The sequence below is a fragment of the Providencia sp. PROV122 genome, assembly GCF_028482365.1.
GTDB lineage: Bacteria > Pseudomonadota > Gammaproteobacteria > Enterobacterales > Enterobacteriaceae > Providencia > Providencia stuartii.
Genome location: NZ_JAMPQI010000006.1, coordinates 1 through 19,433 on the forward strand (window position 1 = coordinate 1; position 19,433 = coordinate 19,433).

24 protein-coding genes are annotated in these 19,433 nt (G+C 46.6%); all 24 read left to right on the top strand.

Features of this window, described 5'->3' with window-relative positions; translation table 11 throughout:
- On the top strand, window positions 1-540 hold a 540-nt coding region (locus tag PSE69_RS04895; RefSeq protein WP_272675101.1), incomplete at its 5' end, for a terminase small subunit.
- Between the two features lie 30 nt (window positions 541-570).
- A complete protein-coding gene (locus PSE69_RS04900; RefSeq protein WP_272675103.1) occupies window positions 571-1,002 on the top strand; it encodes a hypothetical protein in 432 nt (143 codons plus the stop codon).
- A gap of 216 nt (window positions 1,003-1,218) precedes the next feature.
- On the top strand, window positions 1,219-2,616 hold the full coding sequence (terL, locus tag PSE69_RS04905) for a phage terminase large subunit (RefSeq protein WP_272675104.1): 1,398 nt from the start codon (window positions 1,219-1,221) through the stop codon (window positions 2,614-2,616).
- A 4-nt stretch (window positions 2,617-2,620) separates the two neighbouring features.
- On the top strand, window positions 2,621-4,123 hold the full coding sequence (locus PSE69_RS04910) for a phage portal protein (RefSeq protein ID WP_272675105.1): 1,503 nt from the start codon (window positions 2,621-2,623) through the stop codon (window positions 4,121-4,123).
- 37 nt (window positions 4,124-4,160) lie between these two features.
- Window positions 4,161-4,889, top strand: a complete 729-nt coding sequence (locus tag PSE69_RS04915) for a phage head morphogenesis protein (protein ID WP_336298901.1) — start codon at window positions 4,161-4,163, stop codon at window positions 4,887-4,889.
- Window positions 4,886-6,142, top strand: a complete 1,257-nt coding sequence (locus tag PSE69_RS04920; protein ID WP_272675108.1) for a DUF2213 domain-containing protein — start codon at window positions 4,886-4,888, stop codon at window positions 6,140-6,142. The genes PSE69_RS04915 and PSE69_RS04920 overlap by 4 nt, the downstream gene beginning before the upstream one ends.
- A complete protein-coding gene (locus tag PSE69_RS04925) occupies window positions 6,142-6,639 on the top strand; it encodes a structural cement protein Gp24 (protein WP_272675109.1) in 498 nt (165 codons plus the stop codon). Before PSE69_RS04920 ends, PSE69_RS04925 begins: the two co-directional genes overlap by 1 nt.
- Window positions 6,639-7,706 (top strand): major capsid family protein, encoded by a 1,068-nt coding sequence (locus PSE69_RS04930; protein WP_042844781.1) that lies wholly within the window; start codon window positions 6,639-6,641, stop codon window positions 7,704-7,706. The genes PSE69_RS04925 and PSE69_RS04930 overlap by 1 nt, the downstream gene beginning before the upstream one ends.
- A 56-nt stretch (window positions 7,707-7,762) precedes the next feature.
- A complete protein-coding gene (locus tag PSE69_RS04935; protein ID WP_109911392.1) occupies window positions 7,763-8,104 on the top strand; it encodes a hypothetical protein in 342 nt (113 codons plus the stop codon).
- 2 nt (window positions 8,105-8,106) lie between these two features.
- The gene (locus PSE69_RS04940) at window positions 8,107-8,538 is read left to right on the top strand and encodes a DUF4054 domain-containing protein (protein WP_082787590.1); all 432 of its coding nucleotides are present in this window, start codon (window positions 8,107-8,109) and stop codon (window positions 8,536-8,538) included.
- On the top strand, window positions 8,538-8,996 hold the full coding sequence (locus PSE69_RS04945) for a hypothetical protein (protein WP_272675112.1): 459 nt from the start codon (window positions 8,538-8,540) through the stop codon (window positions 8,994-8,996). Before PSE69_RS04940 ends, PSE69_RS04945 begins: the two co-directional genes overlap by 1 nt.
- Window positions 8,996-9,364 (top strand): phage collar protein, encoded by a 369-nt coding sequence (locus tag PSE69_RS04950; protein ID WP_272675113.1) that lies wholly within the window; start codon window positions 8,996-8,998, stop codon window positions 9,362-9,364. The genes PSE69_RS04945 and PSE69_RS04950 overlap by 1 nt, the downstream gene beginning before the upstream one ends.
- The gene (locus PSE69_RS04955) at window positions 9,354-9,869 is read left to right on the top strand and encodes a phage gateway protein (protein WP_272675114.1); all 516 of its coding nucleotides are present in this window, start codon (window positions 9,354-9,356) and stop codon (window positions 9,867-9,869) included. The genes PSE69_RS04950 and PSE69_RS04955 overlap by 11 nt, the downstream gene beginning before the upstream one ends.
- Before the next feature lie 9 nt (window positions 9,870-9,878).
- Window positions 9,879-11,366: a DUF3383 domain-containing protein gene (locus tag PSE69_RS04960; protein WP_272675116.1), complete on the top strand. Its 1,488-nt coding sequence runs from the start codon at window positions 9,879-9,881 to the stop codon at window positions 11,364-11,366.
- 9 nt (window positions 11,367-11,375) lie between these two features.
- On the top strand, window positions 11,376-11,828 hold the full coding sequence (locus PSE69_RS04965) for a phage tail fiber protein (protein ID WP_272675118.1): 453 nt from the start codon (window positions 11,376-11,378) through the stop codon (window positions 11,826-11,828).
- Window positions 11,829-11,878: 50 nt separating this feature from the next.
- Window positions 11,879-12,292, top strand: coding sequence for a hypothetical protein (locus tag PSE69_RS04970; protein ID WP_272675120.1), 414 nt, complete (start codon window positions 11,879-11,881; stop codon window positions 12,290-12,292).
- A gap of 127 nt (window positions 12,293-12,419) precedes the next feature.
- Window positions 12,420-14,930 (top strand): hypothetical protein, encoded by a 2,511-nt coding sequence (locus PSE69_RS04975; RefSeq protein ID WP_272675123.1) that lies wholly within the window; start codon window positions 12,420-12,422, stop codon window positions 14,928-14,930.
- Complete coding sequence (locus tag PSE69_RS04980; RefSeq protein ID WP_181468530.1) at window positions 14,927-15,454, top strand: phage baseplate protein; 528 nt, start codon at window positions 14,927-14,929, stop codon at window positions 15,452-15,454. Before PSE69_RS04975 ends, PSE69_RS04980 begins: the two co-directional genes overlap by 4 nt.
- Before the next feature lie 3 nt (window positions 15,455-15,457).
- The gene (locus tag PSE69_RS04985) at window positions 15,458-15,751 is read left to right on the top strand and encodes a phage baseplate plug family protein (protein WP_272675125.1); all 294 of its coding nucleotides are present in this window, start codon (window positions 15,458-15,460) and stop codon (window positions 15,749-15,751) included.
- On the top strand, window positions 15,744-16,559 hold the full coding sequence (locus PSE69_RS04990; RefSeq protein WP_272675166.1) for a baseplate hub protein: 816 nt from the start codon (window positions 15,744-15,746) through the stop codon (window positions 16,557-16,559). The genes PSE69_RS04985 and PSE69_RS04990 overlap by 8 nt, the downstream gene beginning before the upstream one ends.
- Window positions 16,560-16,562: 3 nt before the next feature.
- Entirely contained in the window at window positions 16,563-17,255 is a 693-nt protein-coding gene (locus tag PSE69_RS04995; protein WP_068445354.1) for a Gp138 family membrane-puncturing spike protein, read from the top strand.
- Complete coding sequence (locus tag PSE69_RS05000) at window positions 17,252-17,596, top strand: hypothetical protein (protein WP_272675128.1); 345 nt, start codon at window positions 17,252-17,254, stop codon at window positions 17,594-17,596. Before PSE69_RS04995 ends, PSE69_RS05000 begins: the two co-directional genes overlap by 4 nt.
- The gene (locus PSE69_RS05005; RefSeq protein WP_272675130.1) at window positions 17,589-18,776 is read left to right on the top strand and encodes a baseplate J/gp47 family protein; all 1,188 of its coding nucleotides are present in this window, start codon (window positions 17,589-17,591) and stop codon (window positions 18,774-18,776) included. Before PSE69_RS05000 ends, PSE69_RS05005 begins: the two co-directional genes overlap by 8 nt.
- On the top strand, window positions 18,773-19,432 hold the full coding sequence (locus tag PSE69_RS05010; protein WP_068445348.1) for a DUF2612 domain-containing protein: 660 nt from the start codon (window positions 18,773-18,775) through the stop codon (window positions 19,430-19,432). Before PSE69_RS05005 ends, PSE69_RS05010 begins: the two co-directional genes overlap by 4 nt.
- Window position 19,433 lies beyond the last annotated feature (1 nt).

A 19,433-nucleotide genomic window follows, 5' to 3' on the forward strand; every position in this document is an offset into this window, starting at 1 on the left:
CGGACTGAAATAACCCAAGATGCCGTATTAAAAATGTGGTGGGATATCGCAACTGCAGACGTTAACGAGCTAACGGAATATCGTCGGTTGTGTTGTCGTCATTGCTGGGGATTTGGTTTCAATCATCAGTGGCGCGATGCGATAGAGTATGAAGATGCAGTTACTGAGGCTAGGGCTAAGAAACAAAAGATACCAAATGACAATGGCGGTTACGGTTATGACAATTCACTTGACCCAAATCCTGATTGCCCACGCTGTAATGGTTTTGGTATTGGTCATGCGCATTTTCATGATACACGCGATTTAACTGGAGCAGCTCGTCGTTTATTCGCTGGGGTGAAAGAGGGTAAGTTTGGTGTCGAGGTGATCACTCGTAATCAAGACGATGCGCTTAAAATGGTTGCACAGCATTTAGGGATGGTTAAGAACAAGACTGAGATTACAGGTGCTGATGGTGGGCCTATTCAATCAACAGGTATCGATTTAAGTCATTTGAGTTTTGAGCAGCTTATACAATTGAGAGAAAAAGTCCAAAAGTGATATAACATACCCATGTGGAAAAATGGAAGCATGGATATGCAAAAGGTAAAAGTAGACCAAATAACGTATGAGTGGCATACATATGAAACCGATAAGTACAACGGAATTTATGGTTTCAATTTCGATGGTACTAATGCGCAAGTTCTAGAAATTAAAGGTGTTGATTATGATTTTCATATCGTAATGCGAGTGCGTAAATACGACGGCTATTTTGTTTTTGGGACTATGTTGTGTTTTGGCTCTGTGCTATCTAAGGATTATAGTGTTGTTGAATCAGGTGTACGTTTATTTTTATATAGACCGAGGCTTAATTTTGCCAAAGGCCATGATATCGAAAGTAAACACATTCAGAGCATTTTGCAGCATATTAATAGCGATAGATTTAGGCCATTTATTGCTGATGTTCGGGGAACATGGATAGATAGAAAAGCACTACCTCATGAAGTGAAAAAGATTAGCTGATAATTTCTTCGTTACTGCCTATATTTAACATAATGGCTCTTACATGCCCTGCGACTTTTCAACTCAATTAAAATGTCACCTCAAACTTATAAAAGTCTAAATCTTCTTCCTGAATTTAGGCTTTTTATTTGTTGCTAATTTGTTATCAAAAACTTATTTTCCATTTCACTATCATTTTGAGGTGAAAGGGCTATTTATTCCATTTTAGGTGTGGCTATGAATATCGATTTCAGCTTGTTTGATGAAGAGATCGAAAGGGAGATAGCGCGCCGTAGTTTGCATGAATTCATTCAGTACATAAACCCTGAATACATCACGAGCCATTTCTCTCAAACGGTGTGTGATGCGCTCGACCAGTTCTTGGTTGATATGATGAACGGAAAGCGCCCTAAATTAATATTGGGTGCGCCGCCACAGCATGGAAAGTCTGATATTGTTTCCCGCTATCTTCCTGCTTACTTCTTTGGTAAATACCCGAACATGCGCGTTGGGGCGCTGTCGTATTCGTCTGATTTAGCCGGTGATATGAACACCGATGTTCAGCGGATTATGATGTCAGCTGAATATCGTGCCTTGTTTCCTAAGAGCTGGTTAGGCAACAAGCCTGAAAATGGCATTGCTGTTAAACGTAACTCTGACGAGTTCGGCATTGCCAATCACAAAGGCAGCTATGTGTGTGCGGGTGTCAGTGGCCCATTAACGGGTAAGAAAGTTGACCTTGGTATTATTGATGACCCGATAAAGAACTCGAAAGAAGCACTTAGTCCGACGGTTAAAAAGTCGATTTGGAACTGGTACGTTTCGACCTTTAAGACCCGTTTATCAAAAAACAGCGGTGAAATCATCATGGCCACGCGGTGGGCGACCGATGATTTATCTGGCCAATTAAAAGAAAAAGCCCCTGAAACCAAGGTACTTGCATTCCCTGCCATTAATGAGCAAGGGGAAGCGTTGGTACCTGAACTTCATCCCATTGATAAACTGTTGGAAACCAAAGCAATACTGGGTGATTACTTCTGGTCTGCGATGTATCAACAGTCACCGAAGCCGGGTGACGGTCAAATCTTCCACGAAGAGTTTGTTCGCTACTACTTACCTAAAGACCTACCGGATAAATTCGATAAGGTTATTCATAGTTGGGATATGACCTTTAAAGACAGCGACGGTACCGACTATGTAGTGGGGCAGGTTTGGGGTAAGAAAGATGCCAATGCCTATTTACTCTATCAAATCCGAAAACGCATGAGCTTCACCCAAACTAAGGATGCTGTGAAGCTGCTAGCGGAAAAATTCCCTGAAGGGCGCCGTAAGCTGGTGGAGGATAAAGCTAATGGCCCTGCAGTTATCGACTCTCTTAAATCATCGGTATCAGGCTTAATTCCTGTTGAGCCCGATGGTAGCAAAATCGCACGTGCTCATGCCTGCACCGCTGAATGGGAGGCGGGTAACGTGTGGCTACCGCACAAAGATATTGCGCCGTGGATAGTGGAAACCGTAGAGGAAATTACCACGTTCCCATTCGCTGGTCATGACGATACGGTGGATGCGATGACGCAGGCGCTACGTGATTTATACCAGAAGAAAAAAGGCGGTTTTTTCACAACCAAGAGGTAATTCTATGTGGCCGTTTAAAAGGCGAAAAATTGCAGAGCAGATTGCGCCGCCGAAGCGGTCAGCATTTACCACAGATTTGTATCCTGCATTAGCAAAAGAGAATGGGTTTAACGGGTTAGCATTACCGCAGCCGATGATTAACGGTGTGGGGATGGATAGCATTGATACTTCCGTTCCTTCATTTAAGGGTGAGCAAGTTTATGGCGTACCCGAATCGCAAGCGGCTTGGTATGCGAGCCAAATGTTTATTGGCAACAATATGTGCGCCATCATTGCGAAACATTGGCTGGTGGATAAGGCCTGTAATATGCCTGCCCGTGATGCTATTCGCCAAGGGTATGATATTGATTGCGATAATGACGATGACAGTGCTATCAGCAAGAAGCTACGCAAGCGCGATAAAAAGTACCGTATACAGCATCATTTGAAAGAGCTTATTCACTTTGGGCGCGTGTATGGTGGTCGATTGGCACTGTTTGTTGTAGAGACATCAAACCCGAAAGAATGGTATGAAAACCCCTTTAATCTCGATGGTGTGACTAAAGGGATGTACAAGGGGATCAAGCAAATTGACCCGCAATGGGTAACGCCTGATTTAACCGACTCCAACATTCAAGACCCTGCCAGCATGGACTTTTACGACCCAACCTATTATGTGATTGCGGGTCGCAAATATCACAAATCGCACTTTATTAAGTTTGTCCCGTTCCCCGTGCCTAACGTGCTGAAGCCGCTGTATAACTATTTCGGCGTATCCGTGCCAGAGCGTATTTATGAACGGGTCTATGCGTCAGAACGGACAGCCAATGAAGCGCCACAATTGGCCATGACCAAACGGTTATTGACTATCGGTATGGCAGACCCTGAAGGTGCAGATAAGAACACCATTCAGGAAAACATGCTTTATTTTATGGAGATGCGCGATAACTATGGTGTGCAGGTGATGGGGAAAGAGGACGTTGCACAGCAGTTCGACACCTCGTTAGCGGATTTAGACGCCACCATTATGACGCAATACCAGCTGGTGGCTGCAGCAGCAAACGTACCTGCCACTAAGTTACTCGGTACCACGCCAAAGGGCTTTAATGCGACGGGTGAGTATGAAGAGTCGAACTACCGCGAAGAGCTAGAAAGCGTCCAATCAAACGACTTAGAAGAACTTTTGCAGCGTCATTACGACATGTTGATGCGTAGCGAAGAACTACCCTTGACTGAAATATCGGTGACGTGGGCGCCACTCGATAGCCCAACGGCGGCAGAGAGTGCCGATATTGAGTTGAAATCAGCTCAGACGGACGCGGCTCTAGCGGCTACGGGCGCAATTGATGGGCTGGATATCCGTAAAAAATTGGCAGCAGATAAAGAGTCGAGCTATTACGGCATTGATGTGAACGAGAGTGACTATGTCGAGACGAATACGAGTCCGAACGAAAAAGGCGAAGTGGGCAACCTCTCGCCAAGCGGTGTTGAAGGGCAAGCCACTACAGTACTCAGCAGCGCCATCTAGCCGTTATCAACGTGACATGTCACAACTAATCAACTCAATGATTAAAGACTATGAAAACGTATTTAGTGAATTGAGTAATGATTTTGACGGCGCCACAATGGATGCCAGCATTGCGAGTCAAACACGGATTTGGCTCAATCGGTTAAAACGCAAGTGGGATAAAATCTTTAATACGCAGTCTAGCGCCATAGCCGATAAGTTTGTTTCCCAAGTCGATATCGGTGCGCAGCGTAATTTAGACGATTCCCTTAAACAGCTTTCCGGTGGCATTACGATTAAAACCCCTGCAATGCCTGATGCGTTAAAAGACCGAATGATAGCCGCTACGGCTGAAAATGTTTCCCTGATTAAATCCATCCCTAGCCAATTTCATCAACGTATCGAAAGTGCTGCCCTGCGCTCTATCTCACAAGGGGGCGAGGGTGCGAAAACCTTATTAGATGAAATCAGGCATACAGGCAGTGTGACAGAGAGCCGAGCGAATTTTATCGCCGTTGACCAAACGCGAAAAATCACGACTGCGGCAAACTATGAGCGCATGAAATCAGCGGGTATTCGTAAAGCCATCTGGCACCACTCGGGGGGAAGTGCAGAGCCGAGAGAATGGCATCTACAGCTGGATGGCAAAGTATTTGATTTAGACAACCCGCCAATTATTGACCCAAAAACAGGTGAGCGTGGATTGCCGGGTCAATTACCTAACTGCAAATGCTTTTGGACGCCTGTTATCGATTTTAGTGGGGAAGAAAGCGGCGAGGAGACATGACAAAACGAACCTATGACAACAATGGCTGGCTCGAAGTGACAGATAACCCCATCTCTAAAGTTGGGGTTTTTGATTATTTGGGGGCAGAAATTGGTGCGCCGGTACCCGATAAAATCTATCGCGTATTGCGGCCACCAGAAGAACTGGCCAGCGAAGCGACAATTAACTCTTTCAAACTCACCCCGTTCATTATTGAACATGAAATGTTAGGCAAGCATGCGACCCCAGCGGAGAAAAAAGGTATCCAAGGGGTGATTGGTGAGAATGTCTATTTTGACCCGCCGTATCTTAGAGCCAATATCAAAATATTTTCGGATGTGGCGCTCAGCAATATCGACAGCGGCAAAATCGACCTCTCCCCTGGTTATCGCAGTAAATATGAATTTACCTCTGGCATTTATGAAGGCCAACACTATGACGTTATTCAGCGTCACCTACGTGGAAATCACCTCGCATTAGTCGATGAAGGGCGAACCGGCCCTGACGTCGCTGTGCAAGATCACCTCGTTATCACTATCGACACAAAGGAACTTATTCGCATGAACGAAGAAGAAAACAAAGAGAAGCAAACCACTGATGAAGGTGCGTTTACAGCGGAGCAAGTCACTGCGCTGAAAAGCATTATTGCAGAGGTGATTGCACAAACTCAGTCTTCAACCGATGAAGAACTGGAAGAAGAAAAGAAATCCACTGACGCTGATCCTGAGGAAGAACAAAAAGCGGAAGAAGCCGTGGCAGCCGCCGAAGTTGCAGCGGAAGAAGCTACAACCGGTACACCTGAAGCCGTAGAAGCGGCAGAGGTGGCAATTGAGACAGCTGTCGAAGCCATCGAAGAAGCTAAGGAGCATCTCGACCAAGCGACCACGGATAGCTTAAATCGTCGACTCAAACGCTTGAAAAACAGCATCAGTACGATGGATGAGATTGCATCCTTAAAGCGCAAGATTAAGCGTTTGGAAGCATCAAAGCCCACCATGGACACTGGATTGCTGCTAAAGCAAATCGGCGAGCGTGATTCGTTAGCCCATAAGCTGACCCCATTCCTTGGCGTATTTGACCATGCCGCCATGACTAAGCAACAAGTGGCGGAGTATGGCGTTGATAAGCTCGGCATTCAATGTGGCAAGGGCAATGAAGCCATTGCACTCGATGCGTGGATGCAAGGGCGAGTACCAGATTCACAGAAAGCCACGGTGACGATGGACTCTGCGGTTAGCAATCAATCAATTATGGATAAATGGGGAGCGAAATAATGGCAATTCCTAAATCAGTGGTGCATGGCTTAACGTCTGGCGTAGTGGGTGAAATCAGCCATGCAGGGCCTATTCGTGCCGTTGCCGCCATTCTCAGCTCAGCGGATGAAAAACAAAATATCTTCGGTCGGGCTTACACCTACAAAGATGATTCTATTGAATCTGTGCAAGTGGGTGGCAAGGGCGCATTTGCGGGGATCATGATTAACCCGAAAGCGTATCGTATTGAAGTGAACTATGCACGCAATGGCACTCAAGGTGAATTTTTGGCGATGGGTGAGGTGTATGTCGAACTCAAAGAAGGGGTAGGTAAGATCAATGCGCCAGTTGTCTTTGATGAAACGGACGGCTCACTTTCATCCAAGCTTGTTCCTGCTGCTGGCGACCGCGTGATTGGTTTTGTTAGTCGTCACGTTGAATCCAGTGAATCAGCCCATTTGAGCGTTATTCGCTTAACAGAAATCCCATATCCAGCGGCAGTAAAGGAAGGTGAATAATGCCAGTTAGTAAGCAAAAGTTTTATATGTCTGGCCGCGATATTCGTAAGCATGGCCAACTTAATATCCAACCTAACCAACAGTGGACGTATCGCGAGCTTGAGCAAATTGGTTTTGGCGGTTTGGCGTCGATGGACTCCGCTATCACGGGCGCAGCCATGCAAGGTGGGTTAATTCAGCGTGAAATGTTGCAACACGTCCTTCCTGGTCTCATTCGCACCGCAACCCGTGTTCGTGTGTTGGATGAAATCACCGGTGTATTGAATGCCGGCGAATGGCACGATGAGGAAATCATTCTGAACGTGGCTACACCAACCGGTAAGGCTGAACTTTACGGCGACCATACCAACGTGCCGTTAGCATCTTACATTCAAGACCAAGAACGTCGCGGTATCGTGCGTTTTGAACAAGGTTTTCAAGTCGGTAAGTTAGAGGAAGCGCGCCAGTCTGCAGCTGGGTTTGAAGCCGCTGCGGAAAAACGTAATTCAGCGACGGAATCTTTAGAGCAAGGGCGTGAGCGGATTGGTTACTATGGGTTTAATAGCCCTGAAACACGTGTATTTGGCTTGATGAATGAACCGAATCTACCGGCTTATGAAACCGCATCGAAAAAATGGAAGGGCGGCACGTTTGCCGATATCACCCAAGATATTACCGATATGTTCTCGCGCATTGAAATGAGTTCAGGTGGGATTATCAAAGACGATATCGCGATCACATTGACGTTACCGTTAGGCTACCGTTCAACGCTAAATGTCGCTAACCCTGTGGCGCGTGGTGAAACGGTGTATCAATGGGTGAAAGAGAACTATCCAAATCTGCGCTTTGTGTTCTCACCTGAATTTGTCGGGGCGAATGGTGGTGCGGATGTGGCGTATATGTTTGCGGATACCATTGATGATGGCTCAACTGCAACCAGCGCGACCATCTTACAAGTGGTGCCTGTTAAGTACCAATTACTGGGCTCGCAAGCGCAAATAAAAGGGTATTTAGAGGATGCGACCAACGCAACCGCGGGTGTCTTTGTCACGCGCCCTTGGGCTATCACCCGCCTAACTGGCATTTAACCTGACCACTTCCTTTTTTACGCCCTCAAATGAGGGCTTTTTTATTGGAGAAAACCATGTCTCTCTATGTCTACTGCACGTTATCCAACGATCAAAACTACTCGGTCACGGATGGCAAAGTGTTTATTGCAGGTCAAGCCAATATCATGACCAAGCATATGTATACCCCGCGTGGGCGCGTTACGGAAATCAGTGATGAGCAATACGCCCAGCTTAAAGATAACCACGTTTTTCAGTTACACAAAGAAAACGGGTTTATTAGCGTTGAAAACCGCAAAGAAGATCCTGAAAAAGTGGCTACCAATATGGAGGCTAGCGATAAGTCAGCGCCAGATACCGTGGAATCTTTGGAAGCAGAAAAACAGGAAGTCCCTAAAACCAACAAAAAGGGTAAATAATGATGGAGACGAGCACATTTCCCCTAACGTCATTTCGTGTGCTCTATCCATCGTTTAATGGTGTGAGTGATGATGACATTTATATTATTGCTCAATCTGCCTTAAATTACTTTTCTCCCTGCAGGGGCGTATGTACTAACGAACTGTGGATGTTGGTTGTTGCTCATATGCTATCACTGCGAAAGTGGATTGCGGATGATGAATCCCCAACCGGTGTTGTGACTAGTGTGACCATCGATAAAGTCAGCGTGTCATTCTCTGCGCCCCCTGCGGGTTCTGATTGGTCACACTGGTTCAAAATGACCACCTATGGCCAACAGTTCTTAGCACTCATTAAGCGCTGTAGCGTACCGCAATATATTGGTGGAGCCGGTGAACGTTCAGCCTTTCGCGGTGTGGGTGGCCGGTTCACACGAGGGGGGCGGTTACGTTAATGACGAAATTAGTTCAGTTGAAAAAAGTCTATGATGAGTTAGCCAAGAAACGATTGAAAGTGGGTTTCTTTGAACACTCGAAGTATCCCGATGGTACGCCCATTGCCTATATCGCTGCCATTCAAGAGTTGGGTTACCCCGCAGGTGGCATACCTCCCCGTTCGTTTTTTCGCCCAACAATGAGCGATAAAAAAACAGAGTATGGCCAGTTAATTTTCCGTGTGGCCAAAGCAGCGGCCGTTGGCAATATCTCTGTTACTGATGGGCTAACCCAAGTGGGGGCAAAAGCGGCTGGGGATGTGAAACTGGCCATTAAAGCGGTAACCACACCTGCCTTGGATGATTCAACAGTAAAAGCCAGAGCGCGTCGCCATAGCAAAGGGAAATCAACCAATAAGCCCTTAGTGGATACAGGGCAGATGTTACAGGCCGTCAGTTTTACCGTGGAGGATAAGTAATGTTCGGAAATTTACACCGTATCGCTTCCCGCTATATTCCTCAGCAAACAGCCCAGTGGTTTCGTTTTAAAGGCCGAACGCCCGATGAGCGAGGGCATGACCAAAACCAATATTATGAGCCAGTGGATATTCGGGGGAGTTGGCAAGCAGTCGATACCCAAGATGCACAATCAATGGGCTTTGATTCAAGCTCTATCTATCGCCGTTTTTATACCTCCCATGATATCAAAGGCATTCAGCGCGGTACGTCTCCTGATTTCCTTGTTATTAATGGTAAAAAATACGATGTGATGGGGGATGCGGATTGGTATGAGCAGGACGGCTGGAAATCGGTAATTTGTATCGAGGTGGGTGCTTATGACGGATAATGACGTTGATATTGCCATTCGCAAACAGCTATTACGGCAGCTGGCCGAAGTGGGTATTGATATCCCTGTGAAAGCGGGTTTTCAATCCACCAAGCAAGGCCGTGAAGATAATATGGTGATGTTCTTTTCCATCAATGAAAATGGTCATGGCTGGCAAGGTCGCCATTACAATGTCCAAGGCAATATTGCCAATCACCAAGAAAACCAATTATCGGAAAAAACGTACCAAGTTCAGGCATTCATTACCCAATTAGGCCCGTATACCGCCAATGATATTACCGCCATTGCCCGAATGGTTGTCAATTCACTGCCTTTTGTGACCACATTGAGAAAGCAAGGTATTGGTGTGCAACGGGCAACATCCGTTCGCCAGCCTTACTTTATTAATGACCAAGGCAACTACGAACAAAACCCCTCGTTTGATTTTAATGTGACGTTTAAACGCTCTCTTTTCCCTGATACAGCTGCCATAAGCGCGCTCTATCCTGATATCCACCGCATATAAGGTTTTATTATGCCAATTAAACAAACTCGATACGTTGATATCGCATCGGCGGTTATTGGCGCGTCTGCTGTCCCGATGCGTAAATTAACCGGCCGCTTATTTTCCACTAACCCGAAAATACCTGCAGGTAAAGTTTTAGAGTTCGCCAGTGGTCAGGTTGATGATTTACTGGGTGTTGATTCTCCCGAAGCCCACTTTGCACGACAATATTTTAGCTATGTCAGCCCCGCACCCGTGAGCAAGCCTAAAGAGCTGCAAATTGCGTCTTTTGAACCTGTCGGCCGAGCGCCTACGCTATTTGGTACCAAAGCTGCCGCATTAGCAGATTTAAAAATCATTGCGGATGGGACGCTCTCCGTCACGATTGGTACCGTCACTAAAAGCTACAAAGACATTGATTTGTCAGAAGCGAAGTCCTATGCGGATATTGCGTCCACCATTCAAGCAAAGCTCAATGCAGAAAGGGAACCGCAATTTTCCAGTAGCTACTTGACGTTTAACTCACTCGATAGCGCCTTTGAGCTGAGTGGTGGTGTGCAAGAACGCGCATCCATTAGTGTTGAATATTCGGTGCTAGCCAATGCCATGGGGCTGTCTTCCGGTACCGCATCTGAAGGTAACCCTGCACAAACGCCGCTGGAAGCCTTTATGGTTGCCGAGCAAGTCTCCGATTCATTCGGCAGTGCGACATTTTTGGATGAACTGACGTTAGAGCAAGCAGTGCCACTGGCGCAGTATGTTTCCGGTGAAAACGTCAAATACCAGTTGCACATTCGCGTGAGCGAAAAGCAGGTTGAAGATTTTAGCGCAGCATTGATGGGAACCGCTTCTGTGGGGTTAAACCTCAAAACAGATACCAACTATTTTATTCAAACCTTACCCATGGCCGTTATGGCGGCGACGGATTATGACCGAACCAACGCCACGACAAACTACATGTTTCGTCAGTTAGGTGTGACGTTCCCTGCGCAAGTGACCACGGATAAAGCCGCTGACCGATTCGATAAGCTTCGCGTGAACTATTACGGTGAAACCGCGATAGCTGGCTCGCAAATTCGTTTCTATCAGCGAGGCTTCTTATGTGGTGGTCCGTCTAATCCGCTGGATATGAGCGTGCACGCCAATGAGCAATGGCTAAAAGCCTATATTGCTCAGCAGTGGTTTAACGTGTTGTTGGCCACACGGGGTGTTCCAGCGAATAAGGACGGTGAAGCGCGTGCGTTGATGGTGATTGCCGGTGCGGTCACCAAAGCGATTAATAACGGCACGATTTTAGCGGGTAAAACGCTGAGCGACGTGCAAAAGCTCGCCATTGCAGATGCATCCGGCGATGACCTTGCTTGGTATGACGTACAGGATAAAGGCTATTGGTATAACGCGCAGATTGTTGAAAATACGGGTGAAAGCGACTTGCCTGAGTATGTCATGAAATACGTGCTGATTTATGGCAAAGGCGATTGGGTTCGCAAAGTCGAAGGCTCTCATAATTTAGTCTAGGAGTAGAACATGCATGATATCTCTGCAACTGGCTTGAGTTTTACCATTCAAGCCAGCAAAACCTTTCCCACTGGGATTTTAATTACCGCCTTTGCTGACGATGCTGACCCACTGGATTTACCGGCTGTCGATATTGCACAAACCGGTATGGACATTAACGGTAACTTGGTGAGTTGGTCCACACCGACACCACAAACCGTCACGATTAACGTATTGGCTGGCAGTGAAGAAGATCAAAACTTGTCGATTTTGCTCGAGGCGAATACCGCGAAAAAAGGGCGCCGACACACAAGGGATATTATTACCTTTGTCGCCTCTTACGGTGATGGTTCAACGGTCACGGCGCGTAACGGCAAAATTACCAATGGCAGTCGTGGCAATTCTGCCGCCTCTGCAGGGCGTTTGAAATCCAAAGCCTATACCTTTGTGTTTCAGGATTTCGACAGTACGCGTATCCGTTAATTTATTTCAATTTCTGGCGGGGGTTCCCGCCTTTTTTATCGGTGTTAACCATGCTTATAAAACCTAAAGAAGTGGCTATTAAAGACGTTGATGGCGTTGAAAAATTATTCATTATTAGTCGCCTACCCGCGACAGTTGGGCGTGAAATCTTAGCGAAATACCCGTTATCCAATGCCCCGAAAATCGGTGACTACGAAGTGAGTAAAGAGGCCATGCTGAAAATGATGGCCTATGTGTGTGTCACTATCGATGGTGAAGAAATCTCCCTTAAAACACAAACACTTATTGATAACCATGTGCCTGATGGCGAATCGTTGATCCGCTTAGAGTTGGAAATGTTGAAGTACAACACCAGTTTTTTCGGGGGCGACGGGAACTCAGGCTTCCTCCATTACCTGCTCAGCAAGGTAAGCGGTTCACTCCCGTCGATTATAAAAACGCTGATGGGTTCTTTGCCGTCATAGTCAGCGAACGCCTCGCCACCTTCACCGAACTCAAAACCTCAATAGATTTAGAAGAAGCAATGGACCTGTGGGAAATTGCCATCACTAACCGTTATAACGAAGCCCTTGCGGCTTCAAAGGATCGCTAATGTCATTAATGGATACCTTTGTGCAGGTCTTTGAGTTTGATACAAGGCAAGCGGATGGGGCATTTAAAAAGGTGCAACGTTCGACCGATGACATTATTGATGGCATGAAACAAACCCAACAGGCGGCGCAGCAAAGTTCACTGACCATCGGGAGTGTAATGACGGAGCTTTGGCAATCACTGCAGGGGCTGTCGACCGAACATGCCATTTTGTTTACCACCAATGCCAGCGAGGTCAATGCCGAGACAAGCCACATCGTGGATAGGTTAGATGCAGTGAGCTCATCATTAAGCGCATTGGATGAGCAGCGGCAAAATGCAGACGTTGCTTGGGGCTCCGCGGGGGATGCGCTAGGGGAGTGGGGGCAATCACTGCAAGCTGAAATCAGCCAACTGAAAAATGACCTCGGCTCGTTATCGGTGGGTGACCAAAAAAACGTATTAGAACAGGTCAAAGGCTCGGTCAGTGAGTATATTAACGAGCTGCAAAAAATCCCGACTACCACGGCCGATGGCGTCGCAGAAATTGAACGTGTGATGGTAGACTTACGGCAATCGGTGCAAGGTTTATCAGTTGAACATTCGATTGATTTTGTCACTAATGCAGATGAGGTTATTGCCCAAACAGGCTCGGTTAAAACACAATTAGAGACAGTAACAGATTCGATGGCCAACCTTGAGGTACAGCGCTCAATATCTGATGCAGGCATGCAATCCACTCAGGTTGTTTTGGGCAAGCTCGATGCAAACTACCAGGCACTGCAGCAAGACGTCATTCAACTTAATCAAGGTGTCACCGACCTCACGTTAGCCGAACACCAAGGTATCACCGCAAAGCAATTGTCCAACGCCATTATTCAGGCACTGCAAGGTAATTACAGCGAGTTAATTCGCCTTGTGGACACGATGAAAGTGAAGGGAATTGAAGCGGCGACCAGTGAAATTAAAGCACAGCAATCCGTGCAAAAGGCCCTTGAGAATACCGAAACCAAATACCAGCAAGCTGGTAATACGGTCATGTCGTTTGCCAAAAAGGCATTGGGGGCGGTTGGCTTATTGATGGGGGCGACTGCCTTGGTGGGGGAGTCAATTTCACGTTCGGCTGATATTGAAACTCTCAACAAACTGGGTAAAAAAATCAATGTAGCGACTGCCGATGTGGACGCTTTCGCGGGATCAATGGCTGAACTGGGCGGTACGCGTGATGCGGCGCAAGCGGATTTATCTGCGATGGCCAAATCGTTTGGTTTTGCGAAAAACACCATGGAAAAAGTGCTTCAGACTGCAGATAAAGTGCAGGGCATGAAGTTCGACAAAGCCAAGGCAACGCTTGCAGGGCTGGGCGTGACGGATGATAAAACCGTCGAGCTGATGATGAACGGCCGCAAAGAGCTCGAGCGCATGATGGGCATTCAAAAAGAATACTCAGGCATCAACAAAGAGAGTATTGAACAATCCATCAAATTCAACAAAGCCATGCAAGGCTTTAAGCAATCATCAGGCTTACTGAAAAACAGCTTCTTAGAAATGGTGATCCCGATTTTAACCAAAGGGCTAGAGTGGATTAACCGTTTTGTGAGCTTTTGCAAAGAAAACAAGTCGCTCATTGTGGGGTTCTTTATTGCGATAGGTTCGGCTATTGCGGTGTTTTATGTGCCTGCCATGTTATCGGCGGCAGCGGCTACGTTAGCCGCAACATGGCCCATCTTGGCGATTATCGCGGTTATTGCCTTACTGGCTGCGGCGTTTGCCTTAGTCTATGACGATATCATGAACTTTATTGACGGCAATGATTCGATGATAGGCCGTATTTTGGATGAATACCCCGAACTTAAAGCGGTCATTATTGCGCTGTGGGAAGCCTTTAAAGCCTTCTTTGATTTTGTCATCGCCTTGTCTCAGGTCGTTGCCGATGTGGCAGTGTCAGCTTTTAACTTTATTGTTGATGGTGGCAAGCAGTTATGGACATGGCTTACGGGGTTTATTCAGGATTTAGCGGATTGGGGCAAGCAATTTGAAGGGGTCTTTACGGTGGCTTCTGATGCCGTTGTAGGGATTTTTAAGTGGCTATGGGCGCAAATCAAACAGTATTTAGGTTGGATTAATGACGGTTTAGAGGCGATTAAAAAGGGCTGGAGTACTGTCAAAGGGTGGTTTGGTTTTGAGGATGCACAAGTGACTCAAACGGTTGAACGCAAAATCACGACTGGCGGCACGATAGAGCACCAAATCCCCGAACAGCCCACGTTATCTGAAGAAGATACTGCGTTGTTAGTAAAAGGGCTGAGCCAACAAATTAATGGCATGTCAGCTAATCCAATCAACCCGATGACCAGCCAAGCCATCAGTAATCAATCCAGTACCACCAATGAAACCAATCTATCCATAGGGGAAATCAAAGTGGAAACCCAAGCGACGGATGCGCAAGGCATGGCCAGTGGCACAAAAGATGCGTTGCAATCCCAGCTACAAGATTTAGCCCATCAAACCAGTTCGGGGGTAAGCAAATGATCACCGAGGTGAAAATCTTCAATGTCGATAACTTTTCGACGTTATTTGAAACGGCCAATCCAATTCAAATTAACGTGCGTGACGAACACAAAGCAACACAGTTTACCGTTGAGTCGGGGGAAACACGCAGTGACCATGTGGTAGTTCAGCCCGTTGAAATTGGTATGGATTTAATTTTAGCTGGCGAAATGAAAAGCGCCTTTGAAACCCTACAGCAAGCTTATGATAAACACCAGCTAGTGGGCATTCAAACGCGGGTGAAAACCTACCAGCCGATGCTGTTAGTGAATCTCTATCACGATGAAATTCCTGAGATGGCCGATGCAATTAAATTGTCACTTCGCTTTAGTGAGTGGCGAACGGTTGAGCCCGAATATGGCGACCTACCGCCCCGCAAGGTGGCAAAAAAAGAGCAATCGAGCACGGTGAATCGCGGGAAAGTGCAAACGTCCACGGTACCGGACAAAAAGAAAAAATCGGCAGCAACCAAAATTGCTGACGGTGAATTTACGTTAGGGTGGTGACCTATGCAAGAGATCCCTTTAAATGCCGTACCTAATCAACGTTTGCGCGTGAGCCTTGGCGGTGACGAGTGGGAGCTGACGATTAAAGTGGCGCGAGCAACAATGTGTTGTGACGTCAAACGCAATGATGTCACTTTGCTCCAAGGGCTCCGCATAATGCCCAATCAACCGTTGATCCCTTACCGCTATTTATCAGGTAACGGTAATTTTGCCTTTATCACTGAGAATGATGAGCTGCCGTGGTGGGAGCAATTTGGCCAATCGCACAGTCTTGTTTGGTGGGGGGAAGATGATTGATTTACGCCGTATCCGATTAGGCATTGAAGTTAATGGGCGACTGCAATGGTATGAGGGGCTGCGAATTCGAGCCAGTGGCACTAAATATGCCAATCCCCTGCAGAATGAATGCACGGTCAATATCGATGGCCTCAATGCGACAACGCGCAATATGTTGCTGACCGAAACCAGCCCTTATACTCAAGCGAAGAAACCGCACCGTTTAATTGTCGAAGCGGGACGCGCCAGTACGGGTGTTTTTCGCATTTATGTGGGCGATATTGTTAGTGCAGAAATCGCCTCACCGCCCGATGTGACATTGACCTTAAAAGCGAAAACCAACAACACAACCGCGCGTGACATCGTTTCTTCATCGGGTAGTGCCATAAGCAAAATGAGCGAACTGGCCAAGAACATTGCACAGGATTGCGGGGTTAAATTGGACTTTCAAGCCACCGATAAAAATATTGCCAATTGGTATTTTTGTGGTCCTGCTTTGAAACAAGTCGAGCGACTGCAAGATGCGGGCAATGTGAAGGCGTTTATCGACGACGATATGTTATATGTGAAAGACCAGGATAAAGCGTTAAGTGGCCGCTTGCGAATTCTTAACCAAAAATCGGGCATGGTAGGGATACCGAAAGCCACGGAAAAAGGTGTCGACGTCACTTATTTAATTGATAGCGAGTCATCATTAGGCGGCATGTTACGCCTTGAAAGTCAGTTTAATCCTGCCTTAAATGGCGACTACATTATCGAACAACTTAAGTTCGATATTGCCTCTCACGACGATCCTTTCTTTTATCAAGCGACCTGCAAACGAGTGTAAACCATGAACCAACCCAACAGTGATATTGCTAGCGAAGGCAGCTTGGCAGGGCAGTTTATGGCTGCATTTCGTAGCTTATTGATGAATATTGACGACATGCTCCCCGCGACGGTGGTGAGCTATGACGATAAAACTAACCGCGCTGTGATCAAGCCACTCGTCATGATGGTGTCAACACAAGGGCAAAAAGTCGGGCGTGCGGCGGTAGCGAATATTCCCGTTTTTCGTTTTGGCGGCGGCGGCTTTTTTATCCGTATGCCAATTAAACCAGGAGACTTTGGTTGGCTCAAAGCCAATGACCGTGACATCAGTTTAATCTTTCAGCGTGGCGGTTTGGAGGATGAGCCCAATACAGCACGGTTACATACCTTTAGCGATGCGATGTTTTACCCCGACACCCTGAAAGGCTGGCTAATTGATGGTAAAAACGCCGATGCCTTGGTGATCCAGTCCATGGATGGCTCCGTGTGTTTGTCATTACACGAGGGTAAAGCGGTTTTAGATTCGCCCGTTCTTGAAGTTAATGTGCCCGAAACCACGTTTAACGGCAATGTTACGGTTAATGGTAATCAGGCCGTAAACGGTAACAGTGATTCAAACGGAGGCACGATGAAGCACAACGGTAAAGATATCGGCTCAACGCATAAACACAATGGCATTCAACGAGGTGATAGCAATACAGGAGAACCCATATGATAACTTTTGATGTAAACAACAATAACGATATCCATTTGGGGAACAGTGGAAATTTAGCTCTTGTGAGTGGTGAACGGGCATCGAAAAACCGTTGTGAGCATTACGTCAAAGCACTCCGTGGTGAAATGCTGCATAAACTCGATATGGGGATTCCTTACTGGAAAACCACCTTTGGGAGACAGGCGGACATTCCGTTATTTGAAGCGGCGTTTCGTGACCGAATACGTGAGTTGGATGATGTGATATCGGTGGTGTCATTTTCGGCATTAATCGCGGATAACTCGCTGAACTATACCGCGGTGATCCAAACCATTTATGGGGAGATAAGCTTGAATGGCTGATTATCAATATCTCACATCACAGGGTGTGATTGTGCCAGATACCAGCACCTTACGTGATGACGTTGAAAACGAATTTAAAAGTGTCTTTGGCCAGCAACTGGATGTTAACCCCGAAACCCCGCAAGGCGCATTGATCACCATGGAGGTTGAAAATCGGGACGCCGTTGTGCGCAACAATGCTGAATTGGCCAATCAAATTAACCCCGATTTAGCCGGTGGTATTTTCCTTGATGCAATATGGGCCTTAATGGGCGGGCAGCGTTTTGATGCGACTCACTCCTTTTTATCACAGGTGAAATTCACGGGTATTGCCGAGACCATTATTCCCAAGGGATCACAAGCTGCCACGCTGAATGGTGATTTATTCGAAACCACCAAGACTTTAATTATTGGCAAAGATGGCTCAGTCACTGGGGATATGCGTGCTATTGAAACGGGCGCGATTGAGTGCGGTGTGGGCCAACTCAATAAAGTGGCCAGTTCGGTATTAGGTTGGGAAACCGTTCATAACCCCAGCAATGCGGTGTTGGGTCGAGATGCCGAATCAGACCTACAATCAAGGCGACGACGCAAGCAGACGTTAGCCAAAAACACCGTCAGTGTGGGAGAAGCAATTACTTCGGCACTGTATGAGTTAGAAGGTGTGCGTTCGTTAGCGTATAGAGAAAACTACACTGACCAACCGATGATGTTTGATGGGATCACGTTAGTGCCCCATAGCATTTATGTGTGTGTTGAAGGCGGCGATAAAGAGGCAATTGCTCGTTCGCTACTGCGCACAAAAACCCTTGGCGCCGCCTTTAACGGTCGTGAAGAAGTTGACGTATTGGAAAACATCAGCGGCCAAATTTATCCCGTTAAATTCGATAGGGCGAAAGAAATTGTGTTGTTCTGCCGAGTAACAGTGAAAAAAGCCACCGTCGATGCACAAACCATTATTCCCGCCGCGGTTGAATCATGGGCAAATGGGGATATCGATGGTGAGGGTGGTTTAGTGGTGGGGCGCGATGTATCACCTTTCGAAATATCAGCCGGTATCAATGCTGTTGAGCCTCGTTTATTTATTACACGCGTCGAACTTTCAACAGATGGCAAAGCTTGGTCTTCAAATAACTATGAAATCAAAATGAATGAGGTGGCAAGGCTCAAACGCAGTGCGGTACAGGTGGTGCTGGTATGATCAAAATTCAATCATTTGATTTTCATTCTGATTTATTAAAGGCGATCCTTTGGCAATATGAAGATGCGGCAAACCTCAAGGCGTTAGCTAAATACAAAGCGGACTATTTTGAACAATCCACTGTCCAGTTTTGGCGCGATTGGTACCGTGATGTGTTTAATATCGATACGGCCAATGAGTTTGGGCTGAATATTTGGGCGCGCATTCTTGATGTGCCGTTGGGAATTGATGTTCCTCCGAGTGATAAAACCAAAATCGGCTTTGGTTTTGGTAAAAAAAATGCCAATTTCAAAGCCAACTTTCGACGTAATGCCGATTACACCTTATCGCTGACAGTCGACCAAAAACGTCTCATCGTGCGTATGCGTTATTTTAATCTCACGCAAAGCCCCACAGTGACCAATATCAACGAATTCCTTAAGCGGTTTTTCTGGCAGGATGACAGCAAAGTGTTTGTGCTTGATCCGCTCGATATGACCTATCTGTATTATGTGTTTAATTTCAACCCGGACGAACGTTTACGGGTTCTTCTTGAAAACTTTGATCTTATGCCTCGCCCATCGGGTGTGGGTGTCAAATACCGTATCGTGACCAAAAAAGCCTTCGGTCACGGTCAACATCGTAAAAACTTCCTTAGCAGTAATTTCGGAGCTTAAA

Coding starts and splice junctions, on each gene's coding strand:
- PSE69_RS04900 (WP_272675103.1), top strand. CDS start 571: ATGGATATGCAAAAGGTAAAAGTAGACCAAATAACGTATGAGTGGCAT.
- terL (WP_272675104.1), top strand. CDS start 1,219: ATGAATATCGATTTCAGCTTGTTTGATGAAGAGATCGAAAGGGAGATA.
- PSE69_RS04910 (WP_272675105.1), top strand. CDS start 2,621: ATGTGGCCGTTTAAAAGGCGAAAAATTGCAGAGCAGATTGCGCCGCCG.
- PSE69_RS04915 (WP_336298901.1), top strand. CDS start 4,161: ATGATTAAAGACTATGAAAACGTATTTAGTGAATTGAGTAATGATTTT.
- PSE69_RS04920 (WP_272675108.1), top strand. CDS start 4,886: ATGACAAAACGAACCTATGACAACAATGGCTGGCTCGAAGTGACAGAT.
- PSE69_RS04925 (WP_272675109.1), top strand. CDS start 6,142: ATGGCAATTCCTAAATCAGTGGTGCATGGCTTAACGTCTGGCGTAGTG.
- PSE69_RS04930 (WP_042844781.1), top strand. CDS start 6,639: ATGCCAGTTAGTAAGCAAAAGTTTTATATGTCTGGCCGCGATATTCGT.
- PSE69_RS04935 (WP_109911392.1), top strand. CDS start 7,763: ATGTCTCTCTATGTCTACTGCACGTTATCCAACGATCAAAACTACTCG.
- PSE69_RS04940 (WP_082787590.1), top strand. CDS start 8,107: ATGGAGACGAGCACATTTCCCCTAACGTCATTTCGTGTGCTCTATCCA.
- PSE69_RS04945 (WP_272675112.1), top strand. CDS start 8,538: ATGACGAAATTAGTTCAGTTGAAAAAAGTCTATGATGAGTTAGCCAAG.
- PSE69_RS04950 (WP_272675113.1), top strand. CDS start 8,996: ATGTTCGGAAATTTACACCGTATCGCTTCCCGCTATATTCCTCAGCAA.
- PSE69_RS04955 (WP_272675114.1), top strand. CDS start 9,354: ATGACGGATAATGACGTTGATATTGCCATTCGCAAACAGCTATTACGG.
- PSE69_RS04960 (WP_272675116.1), top strand. CDS start 9,879: ATGCCAATTAAACAAACTCGATACGTTGATATCGCATCGGCGGTTATT.
- PSE69_RS04965 (WP_272675118.1), top strand. CDS start 11,376: ATGCATGATATCTCTGCAACTGGCTTGAGTTTTACCATTCAAGCCAGC.
- PSE69_RS04970 (WP_272675120.1), top strand. CDS start 11,879: ATGCTTATAAAACCTAAAGAAGTGGCTATTAAAGACGTTGATGGCGTT.
- PSE69_RS04975 (WP_272675123.1), top strand. CDS start 12,420: ATGTCATTAATGGATACCTTTGTGCAGGTCTTTGAGTTTGATACAAGG.
- PSE69_RS04980 (WP_181468530.1), top strand. CDS start 14,927: ATGATCACCGAGGTGAAAATCTTCAATGTCGATAACTTTTCGACGTTA.
- PSE69_RS04985 (WP_272675125.1), top strand. CDS start 15,458: ATGCAAGAGATCCCTTTAAATGCCGTACCTAATCAACGTTTGCGCGTG.
- PSE69_RS04990 (WP_272675166.1), top strand. CDS start 15,744: ATGATTGATTTACGCCGTATCCGATTAGGCATTGAAGTTAATGGGCGA.
- PSE69_RS04995 (WP_068445354.1), top strand. CDS start 16,563: ATGAACCAACCCAACAGTGATATTGCTAGCGAAGGCAGCTTGGCAGGG.
- PSE69_RS05000 (WP_272675128.1), top strand. CDS start 17,252: ATGATAACTTTTGATGTAAACAACAATAACGATATCCATTTGGGGAAC.
- PSE69_RS05005 (WP_272675130.1), top strand. CDS start 17,589: ATGGCTGATTATCAATATCTCACATCACAGGGTGTGATTGTGCCAGAT.
- PSE69_RS05010 (WP_068445348.1), top strand. CDS start 18,773: ATGATCAAAATTCAATCATTTGATTTTCATTCTGATTTATTAAAGGCG.